Source organism: Pseudomonas sp. Leaf48 (assembly GCF_001421885.1).
Lineage (GTDB): Bacteria > Pseudomonadota > Gammaproteobacteria > Pseudomonadales > Pseudomonadaceae > Aquipseudomonas.
Genome location: NZ_LMLH01000033.1, coordinates 102,389 through 127,201, shown reverse-complemented (window position 1 = coordinate 127,201; position 24,813 = coordinate 102,389). Strand labels below are relative to the sequence as shown.

21 protein-coding genes are annotated in these 24,813 nt (G+C 60.3%); 4 read left to right on the top strand and 17 right to left on the bottom strand.

Annotation, left to right across the window (positions count from 1 at the left end; translation table 11 throughout):
• Positions 1–110: 110 nt before the first annotated feature.
• The 8 genes from betT to ASE98_RS24990 form a co-directional block, all read right to left on the bottom strand.
• Positions 111–2,072, bottom strand: coding sequence for a choline transporter BetT (gene betT, locus ASE98_RS25025; RefSeq protein ID WP_162237417.1), 1,962 nt, complete (start codon positions 2,070–2,072; stop codon positions 111–113).
• Between the two features lie 290 nt (positions 2,073–2,362).
• A complete protein-coding gene (locus tag ASE98_RS25020) occupies positions 2,363–2,929 on the bottom strand; it encodes a phosphonate degradation HD-domain oxygenase (protein ID WP_060543995.1) in 567 nt (188 codons plus the stop codon).
• The gene (locus ASE98_RS25015) at positions 2,929–4,062 is read right to left on the bottom strand and encodes a TIGR03364 family FAD-dependent oxidoreductase (protein WP_060543994.1); all 1,134 of its coding nucleotides are present in this window, start codon (positions 4,060–4,062) and stop codon (positions 2,929–2,931) included. The genes ASE98_RS25020 and ASE98_RS25015 overlap by 1 nt, the downstream gene beginning before the upstream one ends.
• 144 nt (positions 4,063–4,206) lie before the next feature.
• A complete protein-coding gene (locus tag ASE98_RS25010) occupies positions 4,207–5,232 on the bottom strand; it encodes a putative 2-aminoethylphosphonate ABC transporter substrate-binding protein (protein WP_060543993.1) in 1,026 nt (341 codons plus the stop codon).
• A 48-nt stretch (positions 5,233–5,280) separates the two neighbouring features.
• Positions 5,281–7,005: a putative 2-aminoethylphosphonate ABC transporter permease subunit gene (locus ASE98_RS25005; RefSeq protein WP_060543992.1), complete on the bottom strand. Its 1,725-nt coding sequence runs from the start codon at positions 7,003–7,005 to the stop codon at positions 5,281–5,283.
• Complete coding sequence (locus ASE98_RS25000; RefSeq protein ID WP_060543991.1) at positions 7,005–8,081, bottom strand: putative 2-aminoethylphosphonate ABC transporter ATP-binding protein; 1,077 nt, start codon at positions 8,079–8,081, stop codon at positions 7,005–7,007. Before ASE98_RS25000 ends, ASE98_RS25005 begins: the two co-directional genes overlap by 1 nt.
• A gap of 209 nt (positions 8,082–8,290) precedes the next feature.
• Positions 8,291–9,154, bottom strand: coding sequence for a LysR family transcriptional regulator (locus ASE98_RS24995; protein ID WP_060543990.1), 864 nt, complete (start codon positions 9,152–9,154; stop codon positions 8,291–8,293).
• Between the two features lie 16 nt (positions 9,155–9,170).
• Positions 9,171–11,432, bottom strand: a complete 2,262-nt coding sequence (locus tag ASE98_RS24990; protein ID WP_060543989.1) for a heavy metal translocating P-type ATPase — start codon at positions 11,430–11,432, stop codon at positions 9,171–9,173.
• Positions 11,433–11,516: 84 nt separating this feature from the next.
• On the opposite strand from ASE98_RS24990, the gene cadR reads away from it, so the two are divergent.
• Positions 11,517–11,966 (top strand): Cd(II)/Pb(II)-responsive transcriptional regulator, encoded by a 450-nt coding sequence (gene cadR, locus ASE98_RS24985; RefSeq protein WP_060543988.1) that lies wholly within the window; start codon positions 11,517–11,519, stop codon positions 11,964–11,966.
• A 127-nt stretch (positions 11,967–12,093) separates the two neighbouring features.
• Here cadR and ASE98_RS24980 read toward each other — a convergent pair whose 3' ends face one another.
• From ASE98_RS24980 to ASE98_RS24970, 3 genes are all read right to left on the bottom strand, one after another.
• On the bottom strand, positions 12,094–13,065 hold the full coding sequence (locus ASE98_RS24980; protein WP_060543987.1) for a thymidylate synthase: 972 nt from the start codon (positions 13,063–13,065) through the stop codon (positions 12,094–12,096).
• A gap of 47 nt (positions 13,066–13,112) precedes the next feature.
• Positions 13,113–13,925: a prolipoprotein diacylglyceryl transferase gene (gene lgt / locus ASE98_RS24975; protein WP_060543986.1), complete on the bottom strand. Its 813-nt coding sequence runs from the start codon at positions 13,923–13,925 to the stop codon at positions 13,113–13,115.
• Between the two features lie 81 nt (positions 13,926–14,006).
• Entirely contained in the window at positions 14,007–14,789 is a 783-nt protein-coding gene (locus tag ASE98_RS24970; RefSeq protein WP_060543985.1) for a sulfite exporter TauE/SafE family protein, read from the bottom strand.
• A 121-nt stretch (positions 14,790–14,910) separates the two neighbouring features.
• Here ASE98_RS24970 and ASE98_RS24965 point away from each other — a divergent pair, with 121 nt between their 5' ends.
• Positions 14,911–15,657, top strand: coding sequence for an NRDE family protein (locus ASE98_RS24965; protein WP_060543984.1), 747 nt, complete (start codon positions 14,911–14,913; stop codon positions 15,655–15,657).
• Positions 15,658–15,771: 114 nt separating this feature from the next.
• On the opposite strand, the gene ptsP is transcribed toward ASE98_RS24965, so the two are convergent.
• Positions 15,772–18,051 carry a phosphoenolpyruvate--protein phosphotransferase gene (ptsP, locus tag ASE98_RS24960; protein WP_060543983.1) on the bottom strand — a complete coding sequence of 760 codons (2,280 nt, stop codon included), beginning with the start codon at positions 18,049–18,051 and terminating at the stop codon, positions 15,772–15,774.
• Between the two features lie 22 nt (positions 18,052–18,073).
• Entirely contained in the window at positions 18,074–18,553 is a 480-nt protein-coding gene (locus ASE98_RS24955) for an RNA pyrophosphohydrolase (protein WP_060543982.1), read from the bottom strand.
• Positions 18,554–18,696: 143 nt separating this feature from the next.
• Between ASE98_RS24955 and ASE98_RS24950 the strand changes: the two genes are divergently transcribed.
• The gene (locus ASE98_RS24950) at positions 18,697–19,353 is read left to right on the top strand and encodes an HAD family hydrolase (protein ID WP_060543981.1); all 657 of its coding nucleotides are present in this window, start codon (positions 18,697–18,699) and stop codon (positions 19,351–19,353) included.
• Positions 19,354–19,460: 107 nt separating this feature from the next.
• Here the strand turns inward: ASE98_RS24950 and ASE98_RS24945 are convergent, their stop codons facing one another.
• Entirely contained in the window at positions 19,461–19,886 is a 426-nt protein-coding gene (locus tag ASE98_RS24945) for a DUF2269 domain-containing protein (RefSeq protein ID WP_060543980.1), read from the bottom strand.
• A 40-nt stretch (positions 19,887–19,926) separates the two neighbouring features.
• On the bottom strand, positions 19,927–21,441 hold the full coding sequence (ilvA, locus tag ASE98_RS24940) for a threonine ammonia-lyase, biosynthetic (protein WP_060543979.1): 1,515 nt from the start codon (positions 21,439–21,441) through the stop codon (positions 19,927–19,929).
• Between the two features lie 607 nt (positions 21,442–22,048).
• Between ilvA and rpiA the strand changes: the two genes are divergently transcribed.
• Complete coding sequence (rpiA, locus tag ASE98_RS24935) at positions 22,049–22,723, top strand: ribose-5-phosphate isomerase RpiA (protein ID WP_060543978.1); 675 nt, start codon at positions 22,049–22,051, stop codon at positions 22,721–22,723.
• Positions 22,724–22,849: 126 nt separating this feature from the next.
• Here the strand turns inward: rpiA and ASE98_RS24930 are convergent, their stop codons facing one another.
• Together ASE98_RS24930 and ASE98_RS24925 are read right to left on the bottom strand one after the other, a co-directional pair.
• Positions 22,850–23,767: an SdiA-regulated domain-containing protein gene (locus ASE98_RS24930; protein ID WP_060543977.1), complete on the bottom strand. Its 918-nt coding sequence runs from the start codon at positions 23,765–23,767 to the stop codon at positions 22,850–22,852.
• Positions 23,768–23,875: 108 nt separating this feature from the next.
• A complete protein-coding gene (locus ASE98_RS24925; RefSeq protein ID WP_060543976.1) occupies positions 23,876–24,802 on the bottom strand; it encodes an SdiA-regulated domain-containing protein in 927 nt (308 codons plus the stop codon).
• Positions 24,803–24,813 lie beyond the last annotated feature (11 nt).

Genomic DNA, 24,813 nt, shown 5'->3' with positions numbered 1-24,813 from the left:
CACCGTATCTGCGCAGGCAGGCCGGGCTCGCGCACTGAACTGCCGCAAGTGGGCGACACCTTTGCCGATCAGCGCCGAGACCTGAAAGCGCCTCGGCGTCACCGTTCTGGTCAGCGCACCAGATGCAGGAACTGCATGTGCCGTTCGTACTGATCGAGGATATCGTTGATGATCTGTTCCTTGGTGTAGCCCACCAGATCGTAGTCCTGACTGCCCTCGCTTAAATGCACCTCCGCCCGGTAGTAGCGGCGATTGTTCAGTTGCTTGGAGCCCATGCCGCCGCGGGCGAAGGACGGCGTGAAGTAGCCGCGCATCTGCACCTGATAAACGAACGGATGCTGATCGCCATGACCGATTTCCAGGCTGACGCTGTCATTGGTCGGGTCCGGGTGAGTCGCTACGTGCAAACCCTTTTCGATGAACACGGCAGACACTTCCTCAATCGCCGGGCGCACCGTCGTATCCAGGAAGCGATAGACCTCATCCCGTGAGGGGAAGTGCACTGCCTGACTCAGACGCTGACGCCAGCCGCCCTTGCCACGCCGGGATCCCGAGACCGGTGCCAGGGAATGCATCTGTGCGATCTGCTTCTGTGATTCCAGGTAGAAGGCCTTGTGCAGCCCCCACATCATCAACAGCAAAATCAGCGAGAACGGTAGAGAGGTCAGCACCACCGCCGACTTCAACGCATCGATGCTGCCGGAAAACAGCAACGCACTGGTCACCAGTGCGGTCATCGCGCCCCAGAAAACCCGCAGCCACTTCGGTCCATCTTCATCAGGACTGCCGCCCTTGGCGGAAAGCGTCGACAGCACCACGGTGCCGGAATCGGCTGACGTCACGAAGAACACGAAGCTGATAAACACCGTGACCGCGATCACGGTCTTACTCCACGGGTACGTCTCGAGCAGCAGATACAGGGTCATCGACGGGTTGTCGATGGCCGACATTCCGAGTGCGCTCATGCCGTGGTTGAGTACCTGGTCGATGGCGCTGTTACCGAAAATCGACATCCACGCCAGGGTGAAGCCGAGTGGAATCAGCAACACGCCGAAGACGAACTCGCGGATGGTCCGGCCACGGGAAATCCGTGCGATGAACAAGCCCACGAAAGGCGACCAGGCGATCCACCAGGCCCAATAGAACACGGTCCAGCCGCCCAGCCAGTCGCTGGGTTTGTCATAGGCATACAGGTCGAAACTCTTCATCGGCAAGGCACCGAGGTAGTCGCCGAGGTTCTGGATCAAGGTATTGAGCAGGTGCTGGGTGGGACCTGCGAACAACACGAACAGCAGCAGCGCGCAGGCCAGCAGCATGTTGATGTCGGACATGACCCGCACACCCTTATCGACACCGGACACCGCGACGATAATCGCCGCGCCCATCATCAGCGTGATCAGGCCGACCTGTATCCACTGGGTGTGGGCGATGCCGAACAGGTAGTCCAGGCCCGAGTTGAGGTGCAACACACCAAAACCCATGTCGGCGCCGAGGCCGAACACCGTGGCGATGATGCCAAAGCCATCCACCGCATAACCGATAGGGCCATTGATGCGCTTGCCGATCAGCGGATACAGCGCCGAACGCAGGGCCAGAGGCAGATTGTGGCGGTAGGCGAAGTAGGCCAGCGCCATGCCGACAAAGGCAAATACACCCCAGCCATGCAGGCCCCAGTGCAGAAACAGGATCTGCATCGCCTGGCGCGCCGCGTCCGCCGTACCGGCTTCGCCTTGGGGCGGCTGGAGCATGTGGGTCAGCGGCTCGGACACACAGAAGAAAAACAGGGTGATGCTGATACCGGCGGCGAACAGCATGCCGGCCCACGACAGATAACTGAACTCGGGTTCGTCGTGGTCGGCACCGAGCTTGATCTTGCCGTAGCCGGACAAGGCGGTGACCACCACGAAGACCAGATACAGGGTCATCGCCAGCAGGTAATACCAGCCGACCGTGTTGGCCGCCCAGTTTTGCGCCGCCAGTAACCAGGCTCCAGCCTGTTCGGGCATGGCGATGACCACAACGCCAAATAACAGAATGAAACTCGCCGCGAAGTAGAAAACCGGCGGATTCATGCGGACCAGGCCGCTTGCAGGGGTGGGGGATGCACTCATGAACGGTGCACCTCGAAGGGTAGAAACGTGGCTGTGAAAATCGGACTCAGCAAAGGCAAGCCTCCTGTTGTGAGCGGGCGGCGAACCACCGGTTTAACTTGAATGAACGTTCAAGTAAAACATGGATAGGGGGCTAAGGACTAATTTCAAGGCTCGGCGGTACTGCTACTACGCTAGCTCATGGATGCAAAATGAGGTTGCATCCGACGAAGAATCCGGGCGCACCGAATGCGCTGCGCCCATTGTGATACTCAGCTCACTTGACGAGATAACAGGCCAGCGGCCTTTTGCTTGAGGATCTGCAGATCAATGACCGGCACGCGCATTTCCTTGGCCAGTTCATCCCACTGACGCATGCGCAAACTCACGGCACACAAAGGATCCTGCTCGAAAGCTTGTGCCTCGACCGCCGTCATCACCCCGCCCTGATATTCCAGGGTGCGGCGACTGGCTTCGCTCAAGCGCTGGTAGTACCCAGGCTCTTTCAACGTCAAATAACGCTTGGCCTGGACGTGATACTCCACCAGTCTTGCCATGCGTTCGCTGAAACCTGCGCGGCGCAGGTAATCGGCACCCAGCCGCTCATGGCTGACTACGCCAAAGCCGCCCATGTTCTCGGCGCTTTCGGCGCAAATATGCCCGATGTCGTGAAAAAATGCCGCCAACACCACTTCATCATCGTAGCCTTCGGCCATGGCCAGTTGCGCGGCTTGGGACATGTGCTCGATCTGCGATACCGGCTCACCGATGTAATCGCTGTCGCCAAAGCGCTCGTACAAACCGAACACTTCGGCAATCACTTGCTCGCTGCGCTCCATCAGATTTCTCCCAAAACAGTGGCTACGTTTTGCTCGGCCATCGCCGGCCCGACGCTCATGCCCACGCCCGTGTGCATGAGTGCCACACTCACGCCTGGCGCCGGACGCAAGAACGAAAAAGGCCCCGGCCCCCGTGAACCATAGACTCCCTGCCAGCGCTCGACCACTTGCACCTTGCAGCCCAACGTTTGCTCGGCCAACTCAATCATCCAGTCATCGACCTGCTCGGCATTGAATGGGGAAGTATCACTGGCGTAATGGTGGGAGTCGCCGATGATCAACTCGCCATAAGGCGTCGGGCTGATCAGCAGGTGAATGCCGTTTTCATGCAAATGCGCTGCATTGCGCAGAATTTCAGCCTGTACTGCCGCAGCTTCCGGCAGATCGGCAAATGCCCCGTAATGCACGCAGCTCAACCCCGTAAGCAGGGCGTGCTGCAGGTTCAGGTTGATTTGTGGACGGGCGCGAAGCATTTGCAGACGGCAGATTTGCGGGTTCAACTCGGCGATCTGCTCGGCGAGCAAGGTCTGATAATCGTGGCCGGAACAGACAATGATTTGCCCGCCATGGAATGTGCCGGCGGTGCTGTGCAGACGGCCCGGTTCGATGTCGCGCACCAGAGTCGAAAAATGAAACTCGACGCCCATTTCGCGACGCAGGTAGTCGATCAATGCCGGGATCGCTTCGCGGGAATAAAGTTGCTGGTCATCCATGCCGTGCAAAGCGGCGCGATGATGACGGAACTGGCCGCTGTACAAATCCTGCAAGGCGGCGCCACGCAGCAGGTCCACGTTGTAACCGTGTTCCACCGCTCGGCCGGCACAGAAAGCCTCCAACAGTTGTTCTTCGGCTTCGCTGCGAGCGAACAGATATGAACCGTTGCGCTTGAGTTGCAGGCCGGCGAGCTGTGCCCATTGGCCCCAGATTTCACGGCTGGCACGGGCCAGTTCCAGCATCGGTCCCGGCGGCTGGCCGGTGACCAGTGCCTGGCCGAAGTTGCGCACAGAGGCGCCCAAGGGCGTAGTGCTGCGCTCGAAAACCGTGACTTTCAGACCGCGTTTGGCGGCGGCATAGGCGTGGGATAAACCCAGGATGCCGGCGCCGACGATCAGCATGTCGGTGTGTTGTGTCATGAAGATTTGTCCTGAATTCGAAGCCGCCTTTGCGGGCAAGCCCGCTCCCACATTTGCCTGGTGCGACCCCCGGATCTCCTTCCACTGGAGATCTACTGTGGTAGCGGGCTTGCTCGCGAAGGGGCCATCTCAGCCGATGAAGATTTACTTGGCCGCCACTTTCTCGGACTTGCCGTCATAGCGCTTGCGCCATTCACTCAGGATTTGGTCGCGATTTTTCGAAGCCCAGGCAAAGTCGTTTTTGATCAGGCGCTGCTCATAGTCAGCCGGCAACTCGGTCTGCGGCTTGGCGATACCAGGCTGAGCAAGGACAGCGAAGTTTTCCTTGTACAACTCCATCGCCTCGGGACTTGCCGAGAAGTCAGCCAGTTTCTTCGCCGCTTCTTCGTGAGCTGTACCCTTGATCACGGCAGTCGCTTCGATCTCCCAGCCCAAGCCCTCTTTCGGCAGGATGATGTCCAGCGGCGCACCCTGGCGCTTGAGTTGAACGGCCGGGTACTCGAAGGAAATACCGATCGGGAATTCGCCGGCGGCCGCCAGCTTGCAGGGCTTGGAGCCGGAGTGAACGTACTGGCCGATGTTCTGGTGCAGTTCGTCCATGTACTGCCAGCCCTGCTTCTCGCCGAAGGTTTGCAGCCAGGCGCTGACGTCAAGGAAACCGGTACCGGACGAAGCCGGGTTCGGCATGACGATCTTGCCTTTGTACTCAGGCTTGGTCAGGTCTTGCCAGCTCACCGGCTTGGTCAGGCCCTGCTTCTCGGCTTCGACGGTGTTGAAGCAAATAGTCGCAGCCCAGACGTCCATGCCGACCCAGGCTGGCGGGTTGGCGGCGTCGCGGTAGTTGCCGCCGATCTTGCCCAGATCCTTCGGCGCGTAGGTTTGCAGCATGCCTTGCTGATCGAGGATCGCCAGGCTCGAAGCGGCCAGGCCCCAGACGGCATCGGCTTGCGGGCGGTCTTTTTCGGCCAGCAGCTTGGCGGTGATGATCCCGGTGGAATCACGCACCCACTTGATTTCGACGTCCGGGTTGGTTTTCTCGAAGGCTGCTTTATAGGTCTTCAGTTGTTCGGCTTCGAGGGCGGTGTACACCGTCAACTCGGTTTTCGCTGCGAAGGCGTTCAGGCTGAAAGCGGTGAGGACAGCAGCGGCCAGGGCCAGGGGCTTGAACATGATCTTTTCCTGTTTTTGAGTTGAAGGGTTTTTTTGAGGAGCAGCGAATCAATGACCGGGTGCGGTCTGCCGCCAGGCCTGGGAGCGGCGCAGCAAGCCGCGCGAAGCCCAGGCCAGCAGCAGGGACACACCCGCCGAGGTGAACAGAATCAGGGTCGACATCGCTGCCGCGCCGCCGACGTTGCCGGCGTCGTCCATGTTCAGCACCGCCACCGCCGCGAGGATGGTGTCGGGGCTGTAGAGGAAGATCGCCGCCGAGACAGTGGTCATGGCCGAGACGAACAAATAACGCACGATGTCCAGCAGAGCCGGCAGGCAAATCGGCACGGTGACCCGCAGGTAGTGCCGGTACAGTGGCGCCTTAAGCGACAGCGCGGCGGCTTCGAACTCCGCATCGAGTTGACGCAGCGCGGTGGTGGCAGTCATTTGTGCGGTGGTCAGGTAGTGCGCGATGGTGCAGACAATCAGCAGGGTCATGGTGCCGTAGAGCACGTGCAACGGATTGCCGGAGAGGTTGAAGAAGAAAACGTAACCCAGCCCCAGCACCAGTCCCGGCACCGCCATCGGGATGAAACTGAGCATGCGCAGGGCCATGTTCAGTCCACGCTGGCCCTTGGTTTTTTCCATCAGGTACGCACCAGTGAAGATCAGCAGGCTGCCAATCAACGCCGTACCCAGTGCCATCTTCAAGCTGTTGCTGTAGGCCAGCCAGCCACCACCGGCGGTTTCGTTGAACTGGTAATGGTTGAGCGAAAGCGACAGGTTGTACGGCCAGAACTTCACCAGCGAGGAGAACACCGCCATGCCGAACACCAGCAGCAGTGCAGCGCAGATCAACAGGACGATGGCCAGGTAGCAACCGTCGCGCAGCTTCGACGGTGCTGGCTGGAACACCTGGGCACGACCACTCATGGAGTCGCCATGACGTCGACGCAACCAGGCGTCGACGCCAAAGCTGAACAGCGCAGGCAGCAGCAACACCATGCCGATCAACGCACCGCGACCGAATTGCTGCTGGCCGACCACAGCCTTGTAGGCTTCCAGCGCCAGGACTTGATAATCGCCACCGACCACCACAGGCACACCGAAATCGGTAATGGTCAGGGTGAACACCAGACAGAACGCAGCGAATACTGCCTGGCGGGTCGCCGGCCAGGTGATGCTGCGGAAGGCTTTCGCCGGACTGGCGCCCATGCTGGAGGCGGCATCGAACAACCGCGCATCCGCCAGGGACAACGCAGAAAGAAGAATCATCAGGGCGTGTGGGAAGGTGTAGATGACTTCGCCGAGTACGATGCCCCAGAAGCCGTAGATATTGTCCGAGAGCAGGCCACGCAACATGCCCTGGTTGCCGAACAGATAAACCAACGCGATCCCCGGCAGCATCGATGGCGCCATCAAGGGCAGCAGCGAGATACCACGCCAGATACCCTTCGCCGGGATCAAAGTGCGTTGCAAGGCGTAGGCAAACAGATAGGCCAGCGGTACGACAATAGCCGCCACGCTGAGGGAAACCTTCAGGCTATTGCCCAGTAACCAGTGGAAGTTCTCACTGGTCACCAACTCCCTCGCCGCGATCCACCCCCCACCCTGCCCGGCTTCGGCGCTGAACCCGCGCCAGAAGATCGCCAGCAACGGCATCAACACGGCGAAACCCAGCAACACCAGCAGGAGCACCTTGCCGCCGACCACGAACAGACGATCACCGATCTCGGCATGGGAGATCTGCCGAACCTGCTTGCCTGGCAGCGGCAGCGCCATGTTCGCGCTCATCAGGCGAACACCTGCAGGCTGCGCGGTGGCAACGCGACCATGATCTGCTGCGCCCCCAGACGCGGCATGGCTTCAGGCGCCAGTTCAGCCAGCAGTGCATGGCCCGGCAGTTGATCGAGTTCGAAACTCATGCGGCAACGGTTGCCCAGGAAGGTGATTTCGCGAACCTTGGCCGGGAACAGGTTTTCCTCATGCACCAGCGGATTGACGTTGATCGCTTCGGGGCGGCAGAACAACCGGCCTGACGCGGTCCTGGCGCTGCCATCGGCCAGGCGCATGTGCATCCCGCCGACCTGCGCGTGGCTGTCGCTGCTGCTGTGGAATGGCAGCCAGTTGCCCTGACCGACGAACTCCGCGACAAAGGGCGTGGCCGGGCGGTTGTAGATCTCCTGTGGCGTGGCGTACTGCTCGACCTTGCCGTTGTTCATCACGGCGATGCGGTCCGCCATCAGCATGGCCTCGTCCTGATTGTGGGTGACCATCAGGGTGGTGATGCCGAGGCTGCGCTGCAGCTGGCGCAGTTCCGTGCACAGATGCTCGCGCACTCGCGCATCGAGGGCGGACATTGGCTCGTCCAGCAGCAACAATGACGGTGCCGGCGCCAGGGCACGGGCCAATGCCACCCGCTGCTGTTGACCGCCGGACAACTGGCCCGGGTACTTCTTCTCACTGCCGGTCAGGCCGACCAGTTCGAGCATCTGACCGACACGACGGCGAACTTCATCGCGGCCACTGCCGGCGAGGCCGTAGGCAATGTTCGCTTCAACGGTAAGGTTGGGGAACAGCGCATAGGACTGAAACAGGATCCCGTAGTCCCGAGCCTGGGGGGCCAGGTGAGAAACATCACGATCGCCCAGGTACAACTCGCCGCTGTCTTGTTTTTCGAGACCGGCGATGCAGCGCAGCAAGGTGGTCTTGCCGCAGCCCGACGGGCCGAGCAGACACACCAGCTCACCGGCCGCGACGTCGAGGGAAACGTTATCCAGTGCGGTGAAGGCGCCGAAGCGTTTCTGCACGCCGCGCACCTTCATCGGCGCGCCAGGGTTGGTCAGGGCAGTTGCGATCGAGCTGTTCATGGACGGGCCTCATCTAGCGGATGAAGGCCATCCTAGGGATGTAATGAGTCCGTCATGTGGCAGTAGGGCAAAAACTGCCGATAGTGGTATTCAGGGATTTTGGTTGCCCGGGCTGCCCCCATCGCGAGCAGGCTCGCTCCCACAGTTGACCGCGTTCCCCTGTGGGAGCGGGCTTGCTCGCGAAGAGGTCGGCAGAATCACAGCACGCCCTATGCCGGGGACATTTCCTGCGCCAGCCCAAGAAACGCCGCCGGTAAACGCGCGCCTTTGCGCTCCTTGAGGCAGTACAGGTATTCAGGAATCTGCGGTGCATTTTCGATAGTCAGCACGCGCAGTTGCGGATCATGGGGGACTTCCTGGCGGGCGATGATGCTGATGCCGATGTTGCGCAACACCGCTTCACGGATAGATTCACGACTGCCAATCTCCAGCAACGGCCCGAAACTCACCCCGGCGCTGGCCAGCAACTCCTCAGTCAGCCGCCGAGTGGTCGAGCCCGATTCGCGCATCAACAGGGTATGGCCGGCCAACGCGTTGAGCGGCACATGCTCGTGAAGCGCCAGCGGATGATTGCGATGCACCGCCAGCACCAGCGGGTCGCTGCCAAGCACCCGGCGAACCAGTCGCGCATCTTCCAACAACTGCGATGAAGCCGCGACATCGACACGGTAATCCTCCAACGCTTCAAGTACCTGCTGGGAGTTACCGATTTCCACCGAAACTTCCACCTGCGGCAGGCGCTCGCGAAAGGTTTTCACCAGGTCGAGGATGTAATACGGCGCCGTGGCCGCGATGCGCAAGGTGCCCTGCACCTGCCCGCAATTGCGCAGAAAAAACTCAATGTCGGCCTCCTGCTGCATCAGCACCTTGACCATCGGCAGCAGCCGGGCACCTTCATCGCTGACACTGAGGCGGCGACCCCCGCGGTAGAACAGTTCAACCGAGTACTGACTTTCGAGATTGCGAATCTGCGTCGTCACCGTCGGTTGGCTCAGGCCGAGTTTCTTTGCCGCCTGGGTAATACTGCCCAGGCGGGCAACCATGTAAAACGCCTTCAACTCGGCACTCAGCACGCCTGTCCCTCTTCTTCTATTTGCGCAGCAGGCGCAAGCCGTTGAACACCACCAACAGGCTCACGCCCATATCGGCGAACACCGCCATCCACATGGTAGCGACCCCAGCGAAGGTTACCCCAAGAAAGATCGCTTTGATGATCAATGCCAAGGCAATGTTTTGTTTGAGGATGCTCGAGGTCTGCCGCGACAAACGAATAAAACCGGGGATTTTGCGCAGATCATCGTCCATCAAGGCGACATCGGCGGTTTCGATCGCTGTATCGGTGCCCGCTGCGGCCATGGCGAAACCGATTTCCGATCGCGCCAATGCCGGGGCATCGTTGATGCCGTCACCGACCATACCCACCCGATGGCCCTTGGCGTACAGGGCCTCGATGGCCTGCAGTTTGTCGCCCGGCAACAGGTCGCCCCTGGCCTCGTCAATGCCCACTTGCGCAGCGATCGCCTGGGCGGTGTGGACGTTATCACCAGTGAGCATCAGAGTTTTGATACCCAGCTCATGCAATTGCCGGATCGCCTCGCGGCTGGACTCCTTCACCGTATCGGCCACGGCAAACAGTGCCAACGGGCCGGACTGGTCGAGCAGCAGCACCACCGACTTGCCCTGTTTTTCCAGAGCGAACAGTTTTTCTTCCAGCACCGGCGAGCACAGCCCCAGCTCTTCCACCAGACGGTGATTGCCCAGGTGGTAGAGCTGGCCATCGATCTCGCCACGCACGCCACGCCCGCCCAGCGCGGCAAAGTTATCCACAATCAGCGGCGTGAATTGTTTATCCACAGCCGCGTTGGCGATCGCCAGCGAAACCGGGTGATCAGAACGTCCGGCCAGCGCGGCGGCAATGGCCGGGGCCAATTCGTCGGCGGTCGGGTCGAGTGACAGGTAATCGGTCTGCACCGGCTTGCCATGGGTGATCGTTCCGGTCTTGTCCAGGGCCAGGTAGTCGAGCTTGTAACCACCCTCCAGGTACACACCGCCTTTCACCAGAATACCCTTGCGCGCAGCGGCTGCGAGACCGCTGACGATGGTGACCGGGGTCGAAATCACCAGTGCACATGGGCAAGCAACCACCAGCAACACCAGCGCCCGGTAGATCCAGTCGAACCACAGAGCGCCCATAAACAGCGGTGGGATCACCGCAACCGCCAGCGCCAGGATGAACACCGCGGGGGTATAGATTTTCGAGAAGCTGTCCACGAAACGCTGGGTTGGCGCCCGGGCACCCTGGGCCTGCTCGACGGCATGAATGATGCGCGCCAGAGTCGAATTGTTGGCGGCAGCGGTCACCGTATATTCCAGGGAACCGGCCTGGTTGATGGTGCCGGCGAACACTTTGTCGCCAATGGTTTTCTCCACCGGCAGGCTCTCGCCAGTGATCGGTGCCTGATCAATCGTCGAGTTGCCCGCGATCACCTCGCCGTCCAGGCCGATGCGCTCGCCGGGACGAACCCGCACCCGCGCCCCAAGCTCAATGGTCTTTACATCGCGGGCCACCCAGCTGCCATCGGCCTGCAGCACCGTTGCCTGCTCCGGGGTCATCTGCATCAGCCCACTGATGGCATTGCGCGCACGGTCCAGGGATTTGGCCTCGATCAACTCGGCCACCGTGAACAGAAACATGACCATCGCCGCTTCCGGCCACTGGCCAATCAGGATCGCGCCGGTTACGGCGATACTCATCAGCGCATTGATATTCAGGTTAAGGTTTTTTAGCGCGATCCAGCCCTTTTTGTAGGTGCCAAGGCCGCCACTGAGAATCGAAACCAGCGCGACGATCGCTACTACCCAGTCTGGCGCGGCGGATGTGAAATGAATGACTTCGGCCAGCAATGCGCCGACACCGGACACCGCCAATGGCCACCACGGCTTTTTACCCGGTGTCGGCGCGAGTGTTTCAACACCCTCTTCCAATGGTTCGGCGTGCATGCCGAGGGACTTGATCGCCTCGACGATGGGTTCGGTGCCGGGCAAATCGTGGGTCACCCCAAGCACCCGATTGATCAGATTGAACTCCAACTGCTGCACGCCGGTCAGTTTGCTTAGCTTGGCCTGAATCAGCGTCTGTTCCGTTGGGCAGTCCATCGCCTCAATGCGAAAACTACTCAGTCGAGCCCCAACCGTTGGCGTCTCGCTCAATTTGACCAGAGCAGGCGCCGTCATTTTGGATGAACAGCAGGAGTCGCCGTGACCGCCATGGTCGTGCGTTTGCACTGCTTGCAGCTTGTGGCTGTTATCGTGATCAGCCCCGGATTTGTGGGAGTGCAGGGAATCGCTCATTGGTCGTGTCCATAAGAGTGCCTGTTGCCTAGTTAAGACCCTGTAGCCACTATAGGGTCAAGCACCTATTTGGAGATTGTCAGGATGAAGATTGGAGAGCTGGCAAAACTCACCGATTGTGCCGTGGAAACCATCCGCTATTACGAGCGCGAAGGCCTGTTGCCACTGCCTGCCCGTAGCGATGGCAACTATCGGGTTTATACCCAGGCCCACGCCGAGCGCCTGACCTTCATCCGCAATTGCCGCACCCTCGATATGACCCTGGAAGAAATCCGCAGCCTGCTGGCCTTTCGCGACAGCCCGCAGGATCAGTGCGAGAGCGTCAATGCGCTGATCGACGAGCATATTCACCATGTGAAAGCTCGAATCGACGGCTTGCTGGCCTTGCAGACACAACTGCTCGACCTGCGCCAACGCTGCAGCGAAGGGCCGAATATCGATCAGTGCGGGATTTTGCAGCAGCTGGAAGTGAGTGGCGCGGTTGTGGCAACCGAGGTGGAGCATTCCCATGTCGGTCGCAGTCACGGCCACTAAAAACCGCGCAAAACCAAATGTGGGAGCGGGCTTGCTCGCGAAAGCGGTCGGTTAGTCAACATCTCTATCGACTGACACGGCCTCTTCGCGAGCAAGCCCGCTCCCACATTGGTTCAATGGCAGGCCTTTAGACCGCCATCGGCGCGGTCATTGGCGCGTGGTGCTGGTAACCCTCGAGCGAGAAGTCACCCGGTTCGATCAGTTCCAACCACTCCGGCTGGTACACCCCAGTCTTGGCAAACTCCGGCACACGCTCGGAAATCACCAGCTTCGGCATCGGGAACGGCTCGCGCTTGAGCTGTTCGTTAAGCATGTCCAGGTGATTCTCATAAACGTGGGCATCACCGATGAAGTAGGTGAACCAGCGCGGTGTATAGCCGGTCAGGCGGCCGATCAGGCTCAGCAGCGCGGCGCCTTCAGTCAGGTTGAACGGCGTACCCAGGCCCAGGTCATTGGAGCGAATGTAGAGGGTCAGGGAAATTTCCTTCGTTTCTACGTTCGGGTGGAACTGGTACAGCAGGTGGCACGGCGGCAGGGCCATTTCATCGAGTTGGGCGCAGTTCCAGCCGTGGAACAGAATACGCCGGCTGCCCGGGTCCTTGATGATGGTGTCGACGCACTGGCGCACCTGGTCGATGGCTTTATACAACACCACGTAGGCCTGACCATCTTCCTCGCCTTCGGCAATCTGACGGTAGCCTTGCTGCAGGGTCTGCTCGATAGCCGCCTGGTTGCTGAGCGGAATCTGCTTGTACGCCGGCCATTTGCGCCATTGCACGCCGTAGATCTCACCGAGGTCGTCGGCGCCCTGACGGAACGGGTTGGCCAGCCACTGCGCGTTTTCGTTGGCGTTCTGGTCCCATACCTTGCAGCCCAGGGCGCGGAATTCGGCAGCGTTGTTCACGCCACGCAGGAATCCGCACATCTCGCCGATGGCGGATTTGAACGCCATTTTGCGCGTGGTAATCGCCGGAAAGCCTTCCTGCAGGTCATAACGCAGCATCGCGCCGGGAAAGCTGATGGTGTTCACACCGGTGCGGTTGGCCTGCTTGGTGCCATTGTTGATGACGTGGGCGACCAGTTCGAGATATTGCTTCATGAGTTACCTGTGTCCTTGAATCCCGGGTGGTGACCCGGGCTTCGAATTTATACGGCTGGCGCTGGAGTTGCCGGAGCGCGGTGGTACGCCAGCCAGATCAGGAACAGACCACCGACGATCATCGGCACGCACAGCACCTGCCCCATGGTCAGCCAGTTCCAGGCCAGATAGCCCAGTTGCGCGTCCGGTACGCGGACAAATTCGACGATGAAACGGAAGATGCCGTAGAACAGCGCGAACATCCCGGATACCGCCATGGTTGGCCGCGGCTTGCGCGAGAACAGCCACAGGATCAGGAACAATGCCACGCCTTCCAGGGCGAACTGATACAACTGCGACGGATGACGCGGCAACTGCGCCGGATCGCTGAACGGCGGGAAGACCATCGCCCAGGGCACGTCCGTCGCCTTGCCCCACAACTCGGCGTTAATGAAGTTACCGATACGTCCTGCACCCAGCCCGATCGGCACCATCGGCGCGACGAAGTCCATCAGCTGGAAAAACGACTTGTTGTTCTTTTTACCGAACCACAATGCTGCGAGCATCACGCCGATGAAACCGCCGTGGAACGACATGCCGCCCTTCCACACTTCGAAAATCAGCATCGGATTGGCCAGGTAGGCGCTCAGATCGTAGAACAGCACGTAACCGAGGCGGCCGCCGACGATGACCCCCATCGACATCCAGAACACCATGTCGGAGAGTTTCTCCTTGGTCCAGGTCGGGTCGAAACGGTTCAAGCGGCGGGACGCCAACAGCCAGGCGCCGCCGATGCCGATCAGGTACATCAGACCGTACCAGTGGATTTTCAGCGGACCGATGGCCAAGGCCACCGGGTCGATCTGCGGGTAAGGCAGCATTGCGACTCCTCGTTAGAGTTCAAATCTAAAAATTCCCGGGCGACGCTGCCACCTCAGGATTAAGCCAGGATTGCGCTTTCGTCAGAGCAAGAAGTTCAGGCCGACGCAGAACAGCAAAGCGGCAAACAGTCTTTTCAGCAACTTCGGTGACAGCCTGTGGGCCAATCGTGCACCGAACCGGGCGAAAACCATGCTGGTCAGGGCAATGCCCAGCAACGCCGGCAAATAGATGAAACCGAGACTATGGGCCGGCAGCAACGGATCGTGCCAGCCAAGAATCATGAAACTTAATGCACTGGCCAAAGCGATCGGCAGCCCGCAGGCGGATGAAGTGGCCACCGCCTGCTGCATCGGCACACTGCGCCAGGTCAGGAATGGCACGGTCAGCGAACCGCCGCCGATCCCGAAAATTGCCGAAGCCCAGCCAATCACACCGCCGGCCAGGGTCAGGCCAAGTTTGCCCGGTACGGTTCGACTGGCCTTGGGTTTGACGTCCAGCGCCAGCTGCGCGGCGATAACAAGGGCAAACACACCAATGATTTTTTGCAGGTTCGGTCCGGAGATCGCCTCGGCGGTCAACGCACCAAAACCGGCGCCTATCAGAATGCCAACGGTCATCCACACGAAGATCGGCCAACGCACGGCGCCACGTCGATGATGCTCACGCACCGCGTTGATCGAGGTAAAGATAATGGTTGCCAGGGATGTACCGACCGCCAGGTGAGTCAGGATCGACTGATCGAAACCCTGCAAGGTAAAACTGAACACCAGCACCGGGACGATGATGATCCCGCCACCCACGCCAAACAGCCCCGCCAGCACGCCTGCACAGGCGCCGAGCGCCAGATAGAGCAGAAATTCCATGGCCGCCTCCCCGAATAAGAGCGGCATGGTAACGGATGCATAGCCTCAAGCTCCACTGGAGGCGATGGAAGAGCGGACGATGTCTGCGTAGAGTGGGCAAAAAACACCCAAGGACTGCCTTATGTGCCTGATTGTTTTTGCCTGGCGACCGGGTCATGCCCAGCCGTTGGTCGTTGCCGCCAATCGCGATGAATTCTACGCCCGCCCCAGCCTGCCGCTGGCGTCGTGGGCCGATGCGCCCCATGTCCATGCAGGGCGCGACCTTGAGGCCGGTGGCACCTGGCTTGGCATCGGCGCCAACGGGCGCTTCGCCGCGCTGACCAACATCCGCGATCCTCACCAACCACCCGCGCGTAAGTCGCGGGGTGAACTGGTGGCAGGTTTTCTCAGCGGCAGCAGCTCGATTGATGACTATTTGGGCGATGTTGTCCGGCGTTCGCTGGAATATGCCGGGTTCAATCTGCTGATTGGCAATCGCAATGAGCTTTGGCACTTCAATGCCCGGGATTCTGAGGCGGTGATGCTGCAGCCTGGGATTTATGGGGTGTCGAATGCCGGGCTGGATACTCCATGGCCAAAACTGCTCAAGGCCAAGGCTGCGCTGAGGGGGGTGCTGGATGCTCCGCACCCCCAGGCGTTGCTGGCGTTACTGGGCGATCCCCAGACGGCGCCGTTCGCCGACCTGCCGGATACCGGCGTGGGATTGGCTACCGAGACGCTGCTGTCGAGTGTATTCATTGCCAGCCAAAGTTATGGGACGCGGGCGAGTACTGCACTGATTGTGCAGGCGGACGGGTCGCGGCATCTGGTCGAAAGGAGTTTCGGGCCGTATGGCGGGCATTTGGGGGAGGTGGAAATAAGGATTTAGTTTTGCGCTGTCCTTCCGGCCCTCTTCGCGAGCAAGCCCGCTCCCACAGGGGATTTGCGGCGGTCACAAATCCTATGTGGGAGCGGGCTTGCTCGCGAAGGGGCCAGTGCAGGCTTAGAGGGGCTTGATTGCCGCCGGATTGATCATCCGCGCCAGCCCGAGGTTCTTCAGCGCCAGTTGCAGCGAGCTGTGGATAACTTGCGGGTTGTCGATGGTCATCAGCTCGGCCAGCAACTCCTTGGCCTTGCTCAGGTTGATCTGACGCAGCATCCACTTCACTTTCGGCAAGTTGGTGGCGTTCATCGACAGGCTGTCGAAGCCCATCGCCATCAACAACACTGCCGCCGCCGGGTCACCGGCCATCTCACCGCAAATACTCACCGGCTTGCCTTCGGCATGGGCATCGCGAACCACGTTCTGCAACGCCTGCAGCACCGCCGGGTGCAGGTAATCGTAGAGGTCGGCGACCCGCGGGTTGTTACGGTCCACAGCCAGCAGGTACTGGGTCAGGTCGTTGGAGCCCACCGAGAGGAAGTCCACCTGCCGCGCCAGTTCCTTGGTCTGATAAACCGCCGCCGGGATCTCGATCATCACGCCAATCGGCGGCATCGGCACGTCGCAGCCTTCGTCACGCACTTCGCCCCAAGCGCGGTGGATCAAGTGCAGGGCTTCTTCCAGTTCATGGGTGCCGGAGATCATCGGCAGCAGGATGCGCAGGTTGTTCAAGCCTTCGCTGGCCTTGAGCATGGCACGGGTCTGCACCAGGAAGATTTCCGGGTGGTCGAGGGTGACACGAATGCCGCGCCAGCCGAGGAACGGGTTGTCTTCCTTGATCGGGAAGTACGACAGTGATTTGTCGCCGCCGATGTCCAGAGTGCGCATGGTGACGGGTTGCGGGTGGAAAGCGGCGAGCTGCTCGCGGTAGATCGCCAGCTGTTCCTTTTCGCTCGGGAAGCGCTGGTTGATCATGAACGGCACTTCGGTGCGGTACAGCCCGACGCCTTCGGCACCGCGCTTCTGCGCCCGCGCCACATCTGCCAGCAGGCCCGTGTTGACCCACAGCGGCATGCGGTGGCCGTCGACGGTGATACACGGCAGATCGCGCAGCGCATCGAGCCCGAGGGCCAGTTGTTTCTCTTCCTCGACCACTTCGGCGAACTGCTTGCGCAGCACGTCACTGGGGTTGGTGTAGACCTCGCCGTGGTAGCCATCGACGATCATCTGGATGCCGTCGACCTTGGAATACGGCAGGTCGACCAGACCCATCACCGTCGGGATGCCCATGGCTCGCGCCAGGATCGCCACGTGGGAGTTGCCGGAGCCGAGTACCGAAACCAGACCCGCCAGCTTGCCTTCCGGCACCTCGCCGAGCATTGCCGGCGTCAGTTCTTCACTGATCAGGATGGTGTTGTCGGGGTAGACCAGGGTTTGCTGGCGCTCTTCCTGCAAATAAGCCAGCAAGCGCCGGCCGAGGTCCTTGACGTCCGAAGCGCGTTCGCGCAGGTAGGCGTCGTCCATCAATTCGAAACGGTTGACGTGATCGGTGACCACCTGGCGCAGCGCACCCTGGGCCCACTGACCGGTCTTGATCACGGTGGTTACTTCGCTGCCCAGCGCGGCGTCGTCGAGCATCATCAGGTAGACATCGAACAACGCCCGCTCTTCCGGACGCAATTGCGTGGCGAGCTTGGCGGACAAGGTGCGCATGTCGGCGCGCACGCCTTCGATGGCGGTTTTGAACAGCCCGAGTTCGGCGTCGATGTCGGTGATGGTCTTGTCCGGCACCACGTCCAGGTCAGCCGGTGGCAGCATGACCACCGCGGTACCGACCGCCGCACCCGGCGACCCCGGAACGCCGACAAACTTGGCTTCCTGGATGCCCTTGCCCTGGCGACCCAGGCCACGGATCGAACCGGTGGCCTCGGCATGGGCGATTACCCCGGCGAGCTGCGCGCTCATGGTCACGAGGAAGGCTTCTTCACCCTCATCGAACTGGCGGCGCTCCTTTTGCTGGATGACCAACACGCCGACGACGCGGCGGTGATGGATGATCGGCGCGCCGAGGAACGACGCGTAACGCTCTTCACCGGTTTCGGCGAAGTAGCGGTAGCGCGGGTGATCCGCGGCGTTTTCGAGGTTCAGGGGCTCTTCACGCGTGCCGACCAGGCCGACCAGACCTTCATTGGGCGCCATGCTGACCTTGCCGATCGAGCGCTTGTTCAAGCCCTCGGTGGCCATCAGCACGAAACGGTTGGTCTCCGGGTCAAGCAGATAGACCGAGCAGACCTGGCTGCCCATGGCCTCTTTGACGCGTAACACAATAATCCCCAACGCCGCCTTGAGATCCTTGGCGGAGTTAACTTCCTGGACGATCTTGCGCAGCGTATTGAGCATGGCTCGGGGTCGAACTCCGTCGTCAGTCGCGCGTTAAAAGGCGCGGGGCAAGCTCTTTGAGAGCGCGTCGATACACCTCGCGCTTGAATGTCACCACCTGGCCCAACGGATACCAATAGCTGACCCAGCGCCAGCCATCGAATTCCGGTTTACCGGTCAAATCCATCCGCACCCGCTGCTCGTTGGAGATCAGGCGCAGGAGAAACCATTTCTGTTTCTGGCCGATGCACAGCGGTTGGCTGTGCGTGCGTACCAGACGTTGCGGCAAACGATAGCGCAACCAGCCCCGGGTGCAGGCGAGAATTTCAACATCTTCGCGCTCCAGGCCCACTTCTTCGTTCAACTCGCGGTACAAGGCGTCTTCCGGCGTCTCTTCGGGGTTGATTCCTCCCTGTGGAAACTGCCAGGCATCTTGATTGATACGGCGAGCCCATAGCACCTGGCCGGCGTCATTCGTCAGAATGATCCCGACATTAGGGCGAAAACCATCGGGGTCGATCACGGCAACAACCTCGCAAACGCATGTCGCCGCATTGTTCCACAAAGGTTGTGAAGGCGGCAACGAAGGTTCCTGTGTTATGTGCACTCTTGTCAAAAGACCGTATTCTTGTGGCCTTTTTACTGACTTTTCAGCGGGTAACTGCAATGCGCCTGGCTTTATTCGATTTGGACAACACCCTTCTGGGCGGTGACAGCGATCACGCCTGGGGCGATTACCTTTGCGAGCGCGGCTTTCTCGACCCTGTCGCGTACAAGACGCGCAACGATGAGTTCTACCAGGATTACCTGGCCGGCAAACTGGATAACGCCGCGTACCTGAACTTCTGCCTGGAAGTTCTGGGCCGCACCGAGATGGCTACCCTGGATTTGTGGCACAGCGATTACATGCGCGACTGCATCGAGCCGATCATGCTGCCCAAGGCCCTCGAACTGCTGGCCAGGCACCGCGACGCCGGCGACAAGCTGGTGATCATCACGGCGACCAACCGCTTCGTTACCGGACCGATTGCCGAGCGCCTGGGTGTCGAAACCCTGATCGCCACCGAATGCGAAATGGTCGACGGCCGCTACACCGGGCGCAGCACCGACGTGCCGTGCTTCCGTGAAGGCAAGGTGACAAGGCTGAATCGCTGGCTGGAAGAGACCGGGTATTCGCTGCAAGACAGCTATTTCTACAGCGACTCGATGAATGACTTGCCGTTGCTGGAGCAGGTGGCGAATCCGGTGGCGGTCGATCCTGATCCGAATCTGCGGGCCGAGGCCCAGCAGCGTGGCTGGCCGGTGATCAGTCTGCGCGACTGATACCGCCATACTGTAGGAGCGAGCCTGCTCGCGATGGTCGTGAACGATAACGCGGGGCTACCTGATGCCCCGCAGCGATCTTGAGTTTTTCGCGAGCAAGCTCGCTCCTACACTGGCTTTGCTCCCATCAACCCGGCAATCGCCACAAAGCAGACAAAACTGAACAACGCCAAGGCAAAGGTAAACCTGCCCACCGCACCCGGCGCCTTGCGCAACCTGTTCAACCGCACCAGCAGCCAGAACCACGCCAACGCCGCTACGCTGTACAAAACGCTGGAGGCCAGCAACCAGGTCTGTCCCAGCGACCAGCCCACGAGATGCACCATCCACCAGCCGGTGAACGGCATGCTCAGCAGCGCCAGGCCCATCAGCAGCCAGATGAACACCTTTGGCCGCTGCAATGTGCGACTACCCGCCGTCGCGTCACCCTTGCGCCGCGCCAGCAATACCCAGACTCCCAGTCCCAGCGCACAAGCCAGCAATACAACAGTTGCCACCATGTGCGCCGCTTTCAGGGCAGTTAACGTTTCCATTGTCAGATTTCCTTATTGCCTGGCCTGTCAGCGTAGCCCTTCAGCCAAGAAACAACTGATAGGCCGGGTTGTCGCTTTCATCCCAGTATGGGTAACCGATTTCTTCCAGCGCCGCCGGTACCAGATGACGCTCTTCGTGAGGCACCTGCAGGCCCGCAACGACCCGGCCATCCGCCGCACCATGGTTGCGATAGTGGAACATCGAGATGTTCCAGCGCCCGCCCAATTTGTTGAGAAAGTTGAACAGTGCACCCGGCCGCTCCGGGAATTCGAAGCGCAGAATCACTTCATCAACCACGTGCGCCGCACGACCACCAACCATGTGGCGGATGTGCAATTTGGCCAGTTCGTTGTCGGTCAGGTCCAGCACCGGGAACCCCTGCTCGCTCAGGCTGGCGATCAGGGTGCTGCGCGGGTCGTTTTCCGGGTGCGTCTGCACGCCGACGAAAATGTGCGCTTCGCTGCCTGTGTTGTAGCGGTAATTGAATTCGGTGATCTGGCGCTTGCCGATAGCCTCACAGAACGCCTTGAAGCTGCCCGGTTTTTCCGGAATGGTCACGGCGATGATGGCTTCGCGGCCTTCGCCCAGTTCCGCGCGTTCGGCAACATGGCGCAGGCGATCGAAGTTGACGTTGGCACCGGAGTCGATGGCAACGAAGGTCTGGCCGCTGACGCCTCGCTGCTCGACGTACTTCTTGATCCCGGCCACACCCAAGGCGCCGGCAGGTTCGGTGATCGAGCGGGTATCGTCGTAGATATCCTTGATTGCCGCGCAGATCTCGTCGGTACTGACGGTGATAACCTCATCGACATAATCTTTGCAGATGTCGAAGGTATGCTGGCCGATCTGGGCCACCGCCACGCCGTCGGCGAAAATGCCTACGGTCGGCAGCACGACGCGCTCGCCGGCAGCCATGGCCGCTTGCAAGCAGTTGGAGTCGTCCGGTTCGACACCAATGATCTTGATGTCCGGGCGCAGGTATTTCACGTATGCCGCGATCCCCGCGATCAGGCCGCCGCCGCCCACTGGAACGAAAATCGCATCCAATGGCTGCGGGTGCTGGCGCAGAATCTCCATCGCCACGGTGCCCTGCCCGGCAATGGTGTGGGGATCGTCGTAGGGGTGAATGTAGACGTAGCCTTTTTCGTCGACCAGTTTCAGCGAGTATGCCAGGGCTTCGGGAAACGAATCGCCGTGCAGTACCACTTTGCCACCACGGGAACGCACGCCTTCAACCTTGATTTCCGGGGTGGTCTTTGGCATCACGATGGTCGCTTTCACGCCCAATACCTTGGCCGCCAGGGCCAGGCCTTGTGCATGGTTGCCCGCCGATGCGGTGACCACACCGCGCGCGCGCTCTTCGTCGCTCAACTGGGTGAGCTTGTTGTAGGCGCCGCGAATCTTGAACGAGAACACCGGCTGCAAGTCTTCGCGCTTGAGCAAAATACTGTTGCCCAGCCGCTCGGAGAGCTGGCGGGCAAGCTGCAATGGGGTTTCTACGGCAACGTCATAAACGCGCGAGGTGAGGATCTTTTTGACGTACTGTTCAAGCATCGGAAAGCATCACTGAGCGGGTTGGGCGGGACCACGGAGTCTAACCCGGCTTTCAGGCGTGCGACCACAGTAAACAGGTGGTTTTAAGAACGGACACTAACCTGTGGGGTGGGGACTTGCCTGTGGTGTGGGGCATTTCTGTGGTGAGGGGCTTGCCTGTGGAGTGAGGCTTGCCTGTGGCGAGGGGGCTTGCCCCCGTTCGGCTGCGAAGCAGTCGTAAAACTTGCCTGTGCGGTTTGTCGGGAAGAATGCAGGGGAGTGCTTCGCACTCCAACGGGGGCAAGCCCCCTCGCCACAGGCAAGCCCCACCCCACAGGCAAGCCCCACCCCACAGGCAAGCCCCTCCCCACAGGCAAGCCACCTCACCACAGGCAAGCCACCTCACCACAGGCAAGTCCCCTCCCCACAGGCAAGCCACCTCACCACAGGCAAGTCCCCTCCCCACAGGCAAGCCACCTCACCACAGGCAAGCCCCCTCGCTACAGGCAGCCTCCTCTGCGCTAAGGTGTGCGTATTCCAGCAAACGGGTAATCGGGCAATGACCTTACTCGCCCCGGGGCCTATAATGCCGGCTTTTCTTCACCCTCTTCGGCACCTCGGAGCCCGCATGACCCAGGATCAACTCAAACAGGCAGTGGCTCAGGCCGCCGTCGACTTCATCCTCCCGAAACTCGACGACAAGAGCATCGTCGGGGTCGGCACCGGCTCCACCGCCAACTGCTTCATCGATGCCCTGGCCCAACACAAAGGCGCGTTCGACGGCGCCGTCGCCAGCTCCGAAGCCACCGCTGCACGCCTCAAGGGCCACGGCATTCCGGTTTATGAGCTGAACACTGTCAGCGACCTGGAGTTCTACGTCGACGGTGCCGATGAAAGCGACGAGCACTTGAACCTGATCAAGGGCGGTGGCGCCGCTCTGACCCGCGAGAAGATTGTCGCGGCCGTGGCCAAGACCTTCATCTGCATCGCCGATGCCAGCAAACTGGTGCCAGTACTGGGCACCTTCCCGCTGCCGGTCGAAGTGATCCCGATGGCCCGCAGCCATGTGGCCCGCGAACTGGTGAAGCTCGGTGGCGACCCGGTTTACCGCGAAGGCGTGCTGACCGACAACGGCAACATCATCCTCGACGTGTTCAACATGCAGATCACCAATCCGGTGGAGCTGGAGACCCAGATCAACGCGATCGTCGGTGTGGTCACCAATGGCTTGTTCGCGGCACGCCCGGCGGATCTGTTGCTGTTGGGTACCAGCGAAGGCGTGAAAACCCTGCGCGCCGAGTAATCAAACGCGAAAAAAAACCTGTGGGAGCGGGCTTGCTCGCGAAAGCGGACTATCAGTCAAAAGAGATGTCGACTGATAGTCCGCTTTCGCGAGCAAGCCCGCTCCCACAGTTGTTTTTGGTGTGTATCAGGGTTGTGCAGGTTTCTTGAAGACGTAAAACAGGTTCGGCTCGCTGACCAGGTAAATAGTACCGTCGTCATCCATGGCAATCCCTTCTGCCTGGGGCACGTTCTTTTTCAGGCCCTGCCGGCCCATGCCCAGTGACAGGGTGCTCAGCGGTCGTCCGTTCACATCCAGCTCCATAATCAGCCGCGACTCATCAGACAGCGCCAGCAAGTGGCCGCTGCGCTCGTCGTATTGCAGGCTTGAAAGATCCGTTACGAACATTCCGGCATCGCGCTTGGGATTGTTGATCACGTGTACGGAGTAGGACTTTTCCGGATTGAAATGCGGGAAGCCGCGCACCTCGTAGATCAGCATCGGGTCACGCTCCTTGGCGACAAACAGGCGCTTGCCTTCAGAGTCATACGCCAGCCCTTCGAACCCCTTGTTGCCGCCCAGGTGTACGCCAATGGTCATTTGCTCGGCATCTGCGGCATCGACGAAAGTGGTGCCCTGTTCAAGATGAATCTTGATCAAGCGCTGCTGACTTTCATCGGTGACTACATAGGTGTCGGCGCTGATGAACTCAATCGCTTCCGGATCGCCGAAACCGACCAGCGCCACCCGGCGCAGGATTCTGCCATCGAGGGAGAGCTCGATCAGCTCGGAGTTCTTGTTGGTGACGGTAAACAGGCTGCGGCGCACCGGATCGTAGGTCAGGGCAGAAATATCATCGTCCAGACCTGCTATCTCCTGCGCCTCCAGCACTACCTGATACTTATCCAGCCCCATGGACTGGCTGCTCACCGGCTGCCACAGCGTGTGCAGATTGAACCAGGCACGCTCGAACAGGCGCAGATATTGGCCGATTGCAATTAAAGCAATCAGCGCGATCACCGACAGGATCTGAATCAGCGGCTTGGGACGGGCAAATCGACGCATTCGGGCGGACTCGGGTTCAAAACAGGCGACTGAAATATCACGACCGTCTGAATTAAAGCTTAAAGCAATTCCCCGCAGGAGCAGCCGCAGATTCCTGCGGGGTATCGATTACTTTTGCTTTTCGAAGCGATAGAACAGGTTCGGCTCACTCATCATGTACAGCGTGCCCGCCTCATCCATGGTCACGCCTTCGGCTCGGGGAATGGTTTTGCCCAGGCCATTGAAGCCCCTCAGCAGGGTCATGAAACTGACCGGCTTACCCGCCAGATCCAACTCCAGCAACAAGTGCGAATCGGCGGACAGCGCCAGGGTATGACGAGTCCGCGGATCAGTGGCCAAGGCCGACAGATTGCGCATGATCAGGGCATCGCTGGCCAGTTTCTGCTTGTCGCCACTGAGCGTCTTGCCGTCGCCTTTCCAGGTAAACAGCGCCGGTGGGCGCTCTTCACCCAGCAGCAGTTGCTGGTTTTGCGAATCCCAGGTGATGCCCTCGAAGGCCTTGTTCTGGTCTTTCGAAGGGCCAAGGTCGTACTTCGGGAAGTCGGCAATATTCAGTTCGCGGGTGTCAGCATCGACCTTGACGATGGTGATCTGATGCTCGCGTTCATCGACAATGGCCAACAGTCCGTTGCCCAGCACGGCGACGCCTTCTGGATTGCTCCAGCCCACCAGCGGCATTTTGCGCAGCACGTCGCCCTGCAGAGTCAGTTCGACCAGGAACGGGTTCTTGCCCATGACCGAAAACAGGGTTTTGGTCTGGGGGTCGTAGTCAAGATCAGACGCCTCGTCCTTTTCCATGCCCGGTAACGGTTTGGCGTCGATCACGGCTCGGTAATCAGGTAACCAGATGCTCGCCTGACGCTCGGCGGGGCTTTTGAGTTGCTCCTTTACCCAGAGTACGCCGCGCGAATCCCAGTGCAGGGCAAATGCAACGCCATAGGCGACGGCGACCAGCAGAAAAAGCCAGGCATACCAACGCAGGGCGAAGCGCGAACGGCGGGCAGGTTTGAGCGTGGACAGAGGTTGGGTGGCCATCGGGCAATGCA